Genomic DNA, 11,877 nt, shown 5'->3' with positions numbered 1-11,877 from the left:
ATTTTGTTTTTCAAGATCAAAAGATCGCAGCCTTCGGCAGCTCCTACATTGAAACCGTGTTTCACGGGAGGATTTCGAAGGCCGTACTGGCCAGCCGCTCGCCATTGACCATCACATGCACCGCATGCTTTCCCGCATAGTGCTTGCGAGTGGTCAGCTCCTTGATGTGCTGCCCACGACTCAAATGTTCAGTGCCATTGCCCGGCAGCGTCAGGCCCTTGAGCTTGAACACCTTCGCCGAAGTGCTGCCGTTGGCTTTCACGTAATCGATGGCGTAGTCGATCACCAGTCGCTGACTGTCCGCGACCGTGGATTTGACGGCAAAGGACAGGGTGATTTTCTCTCCGAGGCCAATCACCGGCGGGTGGACCCGCACATCGATGATCTCGACTTCAGGCTTGCCCCCCGCACCAATGATCGCCAACGCCCGCTGGTTGCCCTGTTTGATCAGGCTGCGCAGTGCATGTTTGGCGATCCACGCGGTGTGTTTGTTATCCAGCGACCAGCCCTCGATCAGGTCCAGCACCCACTCGGGATGATCCTTGGTGATGTCATTGAGGTGGTTGGCTACGGACTTGCGCACATAAAGGCTGGGGTCGGCCTTGAGGTTGTCGAGGATGCTCGCCGCCAGATTCGGGTCGGCCTGAACCTGTTCCAGGCGAAACGACCACGGCAGGCGCGGACGGCAACCTTCGCTGGCGAGACGCCGGACATGCTCGTTGTCGTCCAGCGACCAGTCGCGCATCAGCTTCAGTGAGCGCTCGATGTCGCTGCGCAGGAAATGGCGAATGGCGAATTCCGAAGAGCCGAACGCGGTGAAGTATTTGAGCGCGTCCATGGACACGTCGAAGCGATCAGCGCCGTAAGTCGCCACATAATGCGGCAGGCACATGCTGACAAAACCGCTATTGAGACGTGGGGCGAGGGCGCGCAGTACCTCAAGCGATGCTTCATAACCCAGCGGCAGCACCGCGTGCAGGCATTCGCTGACGCGGGCCATGCGCTGCATCACCGAGAGATCCGCCAGGCCGGTCTTGGCCAGTTTCAGGAAGGCCTTGGCGTCGAATTCCGGATAGACCGCCGTCATCTCGGTCGCAATGTGCTGGAGGCGTTCGGCGTTGAAGATTTCCTTGAGGGCGGGGGCGGATTGGTCGTCGGACATTGTGGGTTCCTTGAGATTTGTTATTGATCCGGTACACCGCGTTATCGTTCATCGCGGGCAAGCCTTGCTCCTACAGGTTATGTGTCCATTACTGAAAACACATCAATCTGTAGGAGCAAGGCTTGCCCGCGATGGGGCCCGCATGGCCGCCTCATTTATTGGCGGTTTGTTCTTCCAACTGATCCGATTCAAACAACCTCGCCAATTCCGCCCGCGCTTCCTGCGCCGTCTGCTTGACCTTCACCGCGTCGTCATAAATCGCATGCTGGGCTTCGAGCACCTGTTCGTCGTGATGCTTGAAGCGCTTGATCCGCGCATCGGCCTGGGCCTGGGTCAATCCCAGCCCGATCAGCGTCTGCCGGCTCATTTCCAGGCTGGAATAAAAGGTTTCGCGCACGGCGTGGGCGCCTACGTCCATCAGGCGATGCACATGCTGGCGGTTACGCGCACGGGCGATGATCTTGATGTGCGGATAGAGCTTGTGCACCAGTTCGGCGGTCTTGATGTTGGTGTCCGGATCGTCGGTGGCGATGACGAAGAATTCGGCTTCGCCAACCTTGGCCGCGCTAAGGATTTCCGGGCGCATCGGGTCGCCGTAGAACACCGGCACGCCGCCGAAGCTGCGGGACAGTTCGATGGTTTCCACCGAGGTGTCGAGGGCGACGAATTTGATGTTCTGCGCCCGCAGGATACGGGCGACGATCTGGCCCATGCGACCCATGCCGGCGATCACCACGCGAGGCTCATCGGTGTCGATTTCACGGAATTTCTCGGGAACGACCACTGGTTGCACCTTGGGGCTGACCAGGCGCGCGCAGACCAGCAGCAACAAGGGTGTGAGGGCCATGGACAAGGTGATTGCCAGGACCAGCAAGTCATAGAGGCGCGGCTCGAACAGGCTGTGATCACGGCCGATCTTGAACACCACAAAGGCAAATTCACCGCCGGCCGCCAGCACGATGCCGAGGCGAATCGCGCTGACCTTGCTCAAGCCGCCCGCCAATCGCCCCACGATAAACAGCAGCGGCAACTTGACGGCGATCAGCAGCACGGTCAGCCCCAGCACCACGATGGGCTCGCGCAGCAGCAGACTGAGGTTCGCGCCCATGCCGACGCTCATGAAAAACAGTCCCAGCAGCAGACCCTTGAACGGTTCGATCTGCGCTTCCAGTTCGTGGCGGTATTCGGAGTCCGCCAGCAGCAGACCGGCAAGGAATGCGCCGAGGGCCATGGAAATGCCGGCCAGATCCATCAGCCATGCGGTGCCCATGACCACCAGCAACGCGGTCGCGGTGGACACTTCCGGCAAACCGCTTTTGGTGACGATGCGGAACACCGGGCGCAGCAGATAGCGTCCGCCGACCACCACAATCGCAATGCTGACCAGCACGCGCAGACCCTGGTTCACATCGTCGGCCGCACTGAGGTTTTGATCGCTGCCCGCCAGCAGCGGCACCATGGCGATCAACGGGATCGCGGCGATGTCCTGGAACAACAGGATCGCGAACGCCAGACGCCCGTGGGGGCTGGTCAGTTCCTTGCGTTCAGCCAGGCTTTGCAGGCCAAACGCGGTGGACGACAGGGCCAGACCGAGACCCAGCACGATCGCACTGTTCAACGGTTGTCCGAATACAAACAACGCCAGCACGCCGAGCACTGTTCCCGTCAGCAGCACCTGCGCCAGGCCGACGCCGAACACCGACTTGCGCATCACCCACAACCGTCGTGGCGACAACTCAAGACCAATGATGAACAGCAGCAACACCACGCCAAGTTCCGAGATGTGCGCGACGCTTTCCGGGTTGCCGATCAGGCCGAGTACCGACGGGCCAATGATCACCCCGGCAAACAGATAACCGAGCACCGCCCCCAGTTGCAGACGCTTGGCCAGGGGAACGGTGAGCACGGCCGCGAGCAGAAAAACGACTGCGGCTTGCAACAGACTGCCTTCATGGGGCATGGCGAAAACTCCATCAACTCGGTACGGCGGGGGCGACAAGGATAAAGGCTCGACCCGGTGGCGTCAGCATAGCGCTGGAACTTAGTTGTTACATTTTGCATTAATTGGTTACATTCATAGAATAAACGGATCAATCTGATCCGAGCGCTGAGTTCACTCCATGGCCATCAATTTCGACCTCAACGATCTGCAAGCTTTTCGCGCCGTGGTGGAGCAGGGCAGCTTTCGCAAGGCTGCCGACACGGTACGCATCTCCCAGCCAGCCCTGAGCCGGCGCATCGAAAAACTCGAAGACGCGCTCGGTGTCAGGTTGTTCGAACGCACCACCCGCAAGGTCAGCCTGACCCAGGCCGGGCGCGGTTTCATGCCCAGCGTTGAACGCTTGCTCGACGATCTGGATGTGGCGCTGCTGGGCATCAGCGAAGTCGCTTCGACCCGACTTGGCCACGTCACTGTCGCCTGCGTGCCGTCGGCGGCGTACTACTTCATGCCGCGAGTCGTCGCGCACTATCACCGGCAATTTCCGCGGATCAAGGTCAAGGTGCTGGATTCCAGCGCCCATGAAGTGTTGAGCGCGGTGGTCAATGGCGAAGCCGATTTCGGCCTGAGCTTCATGGGCACGCTGGAGGCCGAAGTCGATTTCGAGCCGCTGGTGCAGGAAAGCTACGTGGTCGCCTGTCGGCGCGATCACCCATTGGCCGGGCGCAGTAGCGTGACCTGGGACGAGTTTTATCAGCAGGATTACATCTCGCTGGACAAGACCTCGGGCAACCGGTTTTTGCTCGATCAGGCATTGACCGGCGTGGTGCCGCAGCGGCCGAGCATCTGCGAAACCCGGCATGTGACGACGATGATCGGGCTGGTGGAGGCGGGGTTGGGCGTCGCGGCGGTGCCGTTGATGGCGATGCCGGCAGCGGATCACCCGATTCTGACGCGGGTGCCACTGACCGATCCGCAAGTGATGCGCAGCGTCGGACTGATCAAGCGCCGGGGTCGAACCCTGACCCCGGCAGCCCTTGAACTGGAACGGTTGGTGGTGGAAATGAAAGTCCGGGAGCCTGCGGTCAGCGGTTGACTGAATCCAGACCGGTAGCTTTTACGTCCGGTTGCGCCTGGGCCGATGCCATGTACTCAAGCAATGCCTTGGCCTCGGCGGGGTGTTGTGCGCCCACCGGAATACCGGCGGCAAATCGGGTGACCGACTGCACCGACTCCGGAATCTTCGCCACAAAACTCACGCCCGGCACCGGCAGCAATTCGCTGACCTGCTGGAAGCCCAATTGATAGTCGCCCGTGGCAACCACTGAGCCCACGGGGATTTTCGGCACCATGGTCGACTTGGCTTTGAGCTGATCCTCGATACCCAGGCGCTTGAACAACTGCTGCTCGATGTACACGCCACTGGCGCTGTCGGAATAGGCCACGGATTTGGCGTCCAGCAGCGTCTTTTTCAGGCTGTCGACCGAGCTGATGTCCGGCTTCGGCGTACCTTCGCGTACCACCAGACCAATCCGCGAATCGGCCAGTTCTACCCGAGAGGCCGGGTCGACTTTGCCCTGCTTGATCAGATCGTCCAGCGCGTAGCCGACCATGATCACCACGTCGGCTTTCTCTCCGCGCGCCAGGCGATTGGGGATCGCTTCCGGTGCCTTGCCCATCGATGGACCGAGTGCGGTGTCGAGGGTGTTGCCGGTGGACGCCGCGAATTTCGGGCCGAGGATCTTGTAGGCCGCGGTGAAGCCGCCGGAGGTCATCACACGGATTTCTTCGGCCTGCGCCGCAGCACTGAAGGCCAGGCTGACGAGCAGGCCAAGGGCCGCAACATTGAATAGCTTTTTCATTGGCGATTTCTCTGAGGGCTGATTCACGAAAGGGCGGGTTGCAGGCGCCCGCTGGAGCGGCGATAGAGGTACAGCGTTGCGCACAACGCACAGAGCGCAGCGATACTCATCCAGTAACCGGGTGCCGCCTTGTCGCCGGTGTACTGGATCAGGAAGGTCGACATCGCCGGGGTGAACCCGCCAAACACTGCGGTGGCCAGGCTGTAAGCCAGAGAGAAACCGGCCACTCGGACTTGCACCGGCATGATTTCCGTCAGCGCCGGAATCATCGCGCCGTTGTACAAGCCATAAATGAACGACAGCCACAGCAGCACCAACAGCATGTTGATGAAGCTCGGTGCCTGCACCAGGTACGACAGCGCCGGATAGGTCGAGGCCAGCGCCAGCAGAGCCATGGCGATCAACACCGGACGACGGCCGATGCGGTCGGAGAGTGCACCACCAATCGGCAGCCAGAAGAAATTCGACACACCCACCAGCAAGGTCACCAGTAGCGCATCGGAGGTGCTCAGGTGCAGCACGGTCTTGCCGAAAGTCGGCGCGTACACGGTGATCAGGTAAAACGCGGTGGTGGTCAGGGCGACCATCATCATCCCGGCGAACACGATCACCCAGTTCTGCGCCAGCGTGCGGAACACCTCGCCCATGCTCGGGCGATGCTTGCGGGCGGCGAACTCTTCGGATTCTTCCAGGTTGCGGCGCAGGAAGAAAATGAACGGCACGATCATGCAACCAATGAAGAACGGAATCCGCCAACCCCAGTCGGCAATCATCGCCGGCGCCATCCATTGGTTCAGGCCATAGCCCAACGCCGCAGCGACGATGATCGCCACTTGCTGGCTGCCCGACTGCCAACTGGTGAAAAAGCCTTTATTGCCCGGCGTGGCGATCTCCGAGAGATACACCGAGACACCACCCAATTCCGCGCCTGCCGAGAAGCCTTGCAGCAATCGGCCGATCAACACGAGGGCCGGGGCGAACAGGCCGATGGTTTCGTAACCGGGGACCAGCACAATCAGAATCGTGCCGCTGGCCATGATCGATAGCGTAACGATCAACCCTTTGCGCCGCCCGACATCATCGATGTAGGCACCCAACACCACGGCGCCGAGCGGGCGCATCAAGAATCCTGCGCCGAACACGGCAAAGGTCATCATCAGCGAGGCGAATTCGCTGCTGGCGGGGAAGAACACTGCAGCGATCTGCGTGGCGTAGAAGCCGAAAAGGAAGAAGTCGAACTGTTCGAGGAAGTTGCCCGAGGTGACCCGGAAAATGGCGCTGGCGCGAGAGCGTCCGCGCGGAATTGAGGCTGTCATCGATAAATACTCCACCGCTTTATGACGTGTGCTACCTGGACGCGGCGCACGGTTCTTATTGGGGCGGATAGTGGAGCAGGGGGATCGATATGTTAATTGCATAGTTGGCATGTATTGATGCGTGAGGCGGATCAATTGAGTCGGAGAGCGAACCGCGGTGTTGAGAAGTCAGGCTCATCTACAGGAATATTTTTCAGGAGGTTGGAGCTGTTTTCGTGTAACTAAAAAGAAACACGTAAGGAAGGCCTGGTCTTTTAATCGGTGTTGGATGACGTAAAGAGAAGTTAACACGTGCTCGGTTAAGGCTGGTGAATGTTGCGATTGGCTAGAGGGTTGATTTCGATTGATTCTAAAGAGGATATACATTTTTTGCCTAAGCTTTTTTGAGCTTGTAAAGGTACAAAAAAATCCGGAGCGCATTATGAAAACGCCATTGATACTAATTGATGTACCTTCAATTTATAAAAATAAAAGCGGAGTTGCTGTTTCGTTACCCAAGCGACTTGCTTCGGCAACGCCCGATATGGCATTGGCGATCGCGCGTGTGAGTAAGGAGTTAAAAGAGCATCAAGGAAGGCTGGTCTTGTCGGACCTGTTTCGTAGTTTTGATATGCAGTCACAGGCCCATCTAGAACATTTGAAAGGGAACAAGAAAGCATTTGTTGCCGCACCGGGCGGTAGCTTTCATGAGGCAGGCCGGGCCATGGATATTTCCTTGTCTGATATCAAAGTGCCTTTGGCAACGTTCTGGGAGGTGGGCATGGCTCATGGTTTGGTTCCGATTATTGATAAGCCAAATTCAAAAACAAGTGAAGCTTGGCACTTTGAGTGCAGGGGAAGTCACCAGAAAGTCATTGAGTACTACAAGGCTGGGCATGGCAATAATTTTGAGAAGGCTTATACGGCTGGCGCCGCCTCAGCAATACTTGCCTGGGGAGGATATGTTCAACTGTTTGGAAAAAATCAGAAAGAGGCTCAGCTTCAAGCTGCGCTGATCCGATGCGGACACATCATTGGCAATATTGATGGCGCTATAGGAGCGAATACGCGTTTGGCGCTTAAAAGCTTGAGTATTGATGATGGGTCTATCGATGATGCACTAAAGGAGGTGGAAGATTTGGTGCAAATTCAGTTTGCAGAGGAGTACCGCGTCGCCAGCGAAGTAGTTGCTATCCAAATGGAGAACGTTGACTAGTTTTACAACGCTGCTCTGGTTCCGATAGGGGAGGATGCTCACACAATTAATGCGTCCGTAAGTGCATTTGATCGCTTGATGTCACGAACCCTGGCCCGATCGTCCGGGTGCACGCAGGAACAGAACAGTGCGTAGGAGGGCGTCACTTCGCCGATCTTGAAACCGAACATGCCGTAGATCGCCTCGGACCAGTAGAGTTTGTCGGTGTCGACATCCCAGTCCCAAGTGCCGATGCGGGCGAAGTATTGGCTGCGTTTGAAGCGCTCGACGTCGCCGTCCTGACGAATGTTCTGGCCTTCGGCGAGGCTGTTGATGATGTCGCGGTACTCGGCCAATTGCCTGCGCAACTTGCGCTCGCGGCAGATCAGCATGACGATCAGAACAAGCATTACCGAGCCGATGGCGGCGCTGGTCCAGAGCAGGGTCATTCAGGGATGGCCATCATGGCGTCATAAACCCCAGGTGTTGGTGATGGTTAGCTTAGTTCAGGGTAACTTCGGCAAACAGCCGCAAACGGTGGTCAAGCGAGGGCAAAGGTTGCCAATCGACAGCAAATCTGGGAAAACGGCGCCCATCGGCCCTTGGGCGAACGAGCATACGAGTGAAATTAATGAATGACGAGCTTCAGGTAATCGATCTACAGGTGGGTGACGGTAAAGCCGCCGTCAAAGGCGCATTGATCACCACCCAATACCGTGGCTGGCTGGAAGACGGCACTGAATTCGATTCTTCCTACGGCCGGGGCAAACCTTTCCAGTGTGTGATTGGCACCGGTCGGGTGATTAAAGGTTGGGATCAAGGCCTGATGGGCATGCAGGTCGGTGGCAAGCGCAAGTTGCTGGTGCCGGCGCATCTGGCCTACGGCGAGCGTACGATGGGCAAGATCACGCCGAATTCGAATCTGGTTTTTGAGATTGAGTTGTTGGAAGTGCTGACGCGGGATGATTGAGGGGGATAGCTGAGCTGTTGTGGTGGACGGTAAGCCCCACCACAGTGTCCTGTATTTGAACGCTCGCCGGGTCAGGTAAATACGTCAATATCATCGAGCGTATCCGCGATGATTCCTTCCAGCGAAGGATATTTTTGCTTTACGGTTTCGAGTGCCGGAAGGACCACTTCCTTGTCCAGTTTTCCGTGCCTGCGAGCTATATGACCAAGCGCGGTGACGGCGGATGCTGCAACCGATTCAGTTCCACTTGTGAGGTACTTAAGGCAAGTGCTCTCAGCCCAGGTTCTGTCACCTTCATTCAGACCGATAGAAATCAGCCCCGCACTAACTTTTGTATCCACGCCGCTGGCAAGAAGCAGCGTCGCTTCATCATGGCTCATTGATGGATCTTGATAGAGAAGGCTCACTTCTTTGCTCCCAGGATATTGCCTTTGTTGTTTACTTTCTTAGCTTTAAGCAGCGCGTTTTTCATATCTTGGTGGAGTTTGTCCCATGGTCTGACATGGCCGTGGTAGATATCTCCTCCCGTTTGGTCAAAGACAACAAACTCGTTTGTGTCTGGGTCGACGCCAATCCTGCGTGCTGATGTCGGTTTCACCTGTATTGAGTTCTCCAGCGCTACCTGTCCATTGGCGGGACCTTTACTTTTGACTGGTGTATCCGTCTTCCCATGGTAACTGGCCGCATCGAACACCAGATTCAAAACAATGTAGAGAGGCTTGATACCGGAATCAGCTGGAAATACTAGGATGAAATCCTTGTATTCAGGAGGATAGATCGGATCGACGATGATGTTATCTGCCTGTTCAGTAGGCGGATAAATCCAGATGTGCGGGGTTTGTGGGGCGCTTTCCAGTGGCGGAATCCCCGATGCGTCGGAAGGGTCAACGGCAGGTGTCCATATCAACGTTGTCCCGTGGCCAAAGTCAGCCACTTGCTGGGAGCCTTGAGCCACGAACTGCACCACGGGAATCATTTCCCAATCGCGGCGATTCTGGGTGTTGTATCCGTATCCCTTAATGCTGCCATCGGCTTGCTGTTCTACGCGTAGGCGGACACGTGTACGGCCGTTCTTAAGCGACTTGAGCTGTTCCTCCGTATAGAGGGAGCTGTCCCCCAAACTCGATGGCCACAATAGGGCGACCATTCCCAACAATGCCCCAGTGACAACACCACCCGTCACTACGCCTGCGGTACCGGCTGCACTGGTGCCAGTGACACCAGCCTGGCCTAACAGAAGCGTTCCCAATGCGGCAGGTAACTGGCTGCCACCGATTTTTTTGAGTGGAATATTTCCCGCTGAATCCCTTTCACGGCCACCTAACAGGAATAACTTTCCGTAGTCGGCCAGTTCCTCAACCGGAACAAACCCGGCGCGGTTGTCATGATTGATTACGCCGTTGGGGAGTTTGCAGCTTTTGGCGAACACACAACCCATTGGGCTTGGTTGTTCCTGTTGATGAGGTTGCCTGATGAGGCGGTCTTCATATGCCTGTTGTCGCGCCAGCATATCGTCATATGCTTTTGCCTGGCGTCCCGCTCCGCCAGTTCGGTGGTGGTCATGAAGCGGCTGGAGACGTGGTGTCCGTCGCCTGAGGGTGGGTTTTTAACCCGAGGTATGTCGGTTCTGCGGGCCATGAGCGTCCTTGTTTCATTTTCTGATAGCGATGCGGACGCTAAATCAGGCTGCACTTTATAGATGTAAGGTGTTTCTGAAACATCTGTGGGAGAGAGCCTGCTCGCGATGAGCGATGACGCTGACCGCCCTTGGGTCGCAAGGAGATCAGCGCGCGGTTCACGTTGAAAGTGCCTATGTCAGGCGAACAGTCGCCAGATAACTCGAACAAGCATCAGGAATGTGTTTTTAATTATTGATATTTAATGAATTATTATCGAATCGTGTATCCGCTATCGACCACCCAATCCTGCCCGATGACATTGCGGGCGCCGTTGCCGAGCTGGAACAGAATCACGTCGGCGACGGCCGCGGCTTCCAGGAACTGACCGTCCAACAGCCGCAGGTTGACTGCGTTGGCCACGTCGCTCAGCTCTTCGCTCTTCAAACCCAGGGTGGACCAGATCGGCGTAGCGGTAGGGCCGGGCGACACGGTGTTGATGCGGATGCCGTGGGGCGCCAATTCAACCGCCAAGGTGCGGGCATGATGGATCAACGCAGCTTTGGAGGCGATGTAGGCGGCCAGCCCGGGGAAGGTTACTTGCGCCAGGAAGGTGCCGATGAACACTACCGAGGCGGACGCCGCCAGTTGCCCGCGCAGGCAGGCCAGGGTGTTCAGCGCCCCTGCGCCATTGACCGCCCATTGCCGGTCGAACGCGGTCAGGTCCAGGCCATCGGCCAACTCTGCAATGCCAGCGTTCGGCACCAGATAACTCACCGGGCCCATGGTTGCAGCCTGTTTCGCCAGCCGCGCCAGATCGTCCGGTTGGGTCACATCACCGGCGACCCACGACAACTGAGTCGTGAAGCGCTCCGCCAATTCACCGAGGCCGCCGATCTGGCGTGACATTGCCAACACGCGGGCACCTTGAGCCAGTAGCCGCTCGGTGACGGCCAGGCCGATTCCGGAACTGGCGCCGGTGACGACGGCCAGACGATCCTGAAAAGCATTGTTCATAAACGATGTTCCTTTGGTCAGTGAGCGTTTACAGGTCACGTACCAAAAATCAGGCCAATGTGAAGAGGCTTGAAGGGCGGGCGTTTGAGGTGGGCGAGGGTTATTTTGACTCGATGTGAATGTTGTCATTAAGACCGCTTCTGGTCTTTTTGACTGAGTGGAAAACTTAGGATTTACAGCGGCTTACAGCGCGCTTCAAATCCGTGATCTGATGAAAAGAAACGAAACTGGGTCTGTTTTTTATCGCGAGTTTTCAGTAGCGTCCGTGCGACTTACCTCTCTTCAGCAGGAAACCCATGTCGTCATTCAATGAATTCCGGGAGATGGTTCAACAGCTGGATGCCGCTTATCGACACTGGACCGGCGCACGCCTGCCTGCGCCGGATTCGCTGAGCGAAGACGAGCGCCTGGCCTGGTTGCATGCCCAGGCACCGTACGCCTTGCTGGCCCATGGCACTGAAGCCGATCCGCTGTTCTATTACGCCAACGAGCAGGCGCTCGCCAGTTTCCAATATCCGCGCGAGCAGTTCATCGGTATGCCTTCGCGTTTCAGCGCATCACCGCTGGACCGGGAAATGCGCCAGACCCTACTTGAGCAAGTCACGGCCAAGGGCATCGCCCACGGCTACAGCGGCTATCGGGTCGACCGCATGGGGCAAGCGTTCATGATTCATGAAGGCAGTGTCTGGACGCTGCTGGACGAGCAGGGCGTTCGCTGTGGCCAAGCCGCGTTGTTCTGGCCGGACCCGGAGCGCGTGGGGCAACTCGGCTAGATCGGCCGTGCGATCGGGCAAAAAAAATCGCCGCCTTCGAGTACCGAG

The 11,877-nt window shown here is 57.4% G+C and carries 10 protein-coding genes and 2 pseudogenes; 4 read left to right on the top strand and 8 right to left on the bottom strand.

Annotated elements, in window-relative coordinates:
* Positions 1 to 61: 61 nt before the first annotated feature.
* Both ACW9JC_RS24700 and ACW9JC_RS24695 read right to left on the bottom strand, forming a co-directional pair.
* Complete coding sequence (locus tag ACW9JC_RS24700; RefSeq protein WP_457458232.1) at positions 62 to 1,162, bottom strand: DNA alkylation repair protein; 1,101 nt, start codon at positions 1,160 to 1,162, stop codon at positions 62 to 64.
* 151 nt (positions 1,163 to 1,313) lie between these two features.
* Positions 1,314 to 3,122 carry a monovalent cation:proton antiporter-2 (CPA2) family protein gene (locus ACW9JC_RS24695; RefSeq protein ID WP_457458230.1) on the bottom strand — a complete coding sequence of 603 codons (1,809 nt, stop codon included), beginning with the start codon at positions 3,120 to 3,122 and terminating at the stop codon, positions 1,314 to 1,316.
* Positions 3,123 to 3,282: 160 nt separating this feature from the next.
* Here ACW9JC_RS24695 and ACW9JC_RS24690 point away from each other — a divergent pair, with 160 nt between their 5' ends.
* On the top strand, positions 3,283 to 4,197 hold the full coding sequence (locus tag ACW9JC_RS24690; protein ID WP_448107481.1) for a LysR family transcriptional regulator: 915 nt from the start codon (positions 3,283 to 3,285) through the stop codon (positions 4,195 to 4,197).
* On the opposite strand, the gene ACW9JC_RS24685 is transcribed toward ACW9JC_RS24690, so the two are convergent.
* On the bottom strand, positions 4,187 to 4,963 hold the full coding sequence (locus ACW9JC_RS24685) for a substrate-binding domain-containing protein (RefSeq protein WP_457458228.1): 777 nt from the start codon (positions 4,961 to 4,963) through the stop codon (positions 4,187 to 4,189). The two genes, ACW9JC_RS24690 and ACW9JC_RS24685, sit on opposite strands and share 11 nt — an antisense overlap.
* Before the next feature lie 23 nt (positions 4,964 to 4,986).
* The gene (tcuC, locus tag ACW9JC_RS24680) at positions 4,987 to 6,279 is read right to left on the bottom strand and encodes a tricarballylate/proton symporter TcuC (RefSeq protein WP_457458226.1); all 1,293 of its coding nucleotides are present in this window, start codon (positions 6,277 to 6,279) and stop codon (positions 4,987 to 4,989) included.
* Between the two features lie 421 nt (positions 6,280 to 6,700).
* Between tcuC and ACW9JC_RS24675 the strand changes: the two genes are divergently transcribed.
* Positions 6,701 to 7,474 (top strand): hypothetical protein, encoded by a 774-nt coding sequence (locus ACW9JC_RS24675; RefSeq protein WP_457458224.1) that lies wholly within the window; start codon positions 6,701 to 6,703, stop codon positions 7,472 to 7,474.
* Between the two features lie 83 nt (positions 7,475 to 7,557).
* On the opposite strand, the pseudogene ACW9JC_RS24670 reads toward ACW9JC_RS24675, so the two are convergent.
* Positions 7,558 to 7,902, bottom strand: a pseudogene (locus ACW9JC_RS24670) (sensor domain-containing diguanylate cyclase); the annotation flags it as partial.
* Positions 7,903 to 8,084: 182 nt separating this feature from the next.
* Here ACW9JC_RS24670 and ACW9JC_RS24665 point away from each other — a divergent pair.
* Positions 8,085 to 8,423 (top strand): FKBP-type peptidyl-prolyl cis-trans isomerase, encoded by a 339-nt coding sequence (locus ACW9JC_RS24665; RefSeq protein WP_457458222.1) that lies wholly within the window; start codon positions 8,085 to 8,087, stop codon positions 8,421 to 8,423.
* Positions 8,424 to 8,494: 71 nt separating this feature from the next.
* Here the strand turns inward: ACW9JC_RS24665 and ACW9JC_RS24660 are convergent, their stop codons facing one another.
* The 3 genes and pseudogenes from ACW9JC_RS24660 to ACW9JC_RS24650 form a co-directional block, all read right to left on the bottom strand.
* A complete protein-coding gene (locus ACW9JC_RS24660; RefSeq protein WP_457458220.1) occupies positions 8,495 to 8,830 on the bottom strand; it encodes a hypothetical protein in 336 nt (111 codons plus the stop codon).
* Positions 8,827 to 10,061, bottom strand: a pseudogene (locus ACW9JC_RS24655) (S-type pyocin domain-containing protein). The gene ACW9JC_RS24660 and the pseudogene ACW9JC_RS24655 overlap by 4 nt, the downstream one beginning before the upstream one ends.
* Positions 10,062 to 10,312: 251 nt before the next feature.
* The gene (locus ACW9JC_RS24650; RefSeq protein ID WP_457458218.1) at positions 10,313 to 11,056 is read right to left on the bottom strand and encodes an SDR family NAD(P)-dependent oxidoreductase; all 744 of its coding nucleotides are present in this window, start codon (positions 11,054 to 11,056) and stop codon (positions 10,313 to 10,315) included.
* A 296-nt stretch (positions 11,057 to 11,352) separates the two neighbouring features.
* Here ACW9JC_RS24650 and ACW9JC_RS24645 point away from each other — a divergent pair, with 296 nt between their 5' ends.
* Positions 11,353 to 11,829 carry an MEKHLA domain-containing protein gene (locus ACW9JC_RS24645; RefSeq protein ID WP_457458216.1) on the top strand — a complete coding sequence of 159 codons (477 nt, stop codon included), beginning with the start codon at positions 11,353 to 11,355 and terminating at the stop codon, positions 11,827 to 11,829.
* Positions 11,830 to 11,877 lie beyond the last annotated feature (48 nt).

The sequence above is a fragment of the Pseudomonas sp. SDO5591_S426 genome, assembly GCF_054070755.1.
The sequence above is the reverse complement of the archived record's forward strand: the minus strand, read 5'-3'. Positions and strand labels throughout refer to the sequence as shown.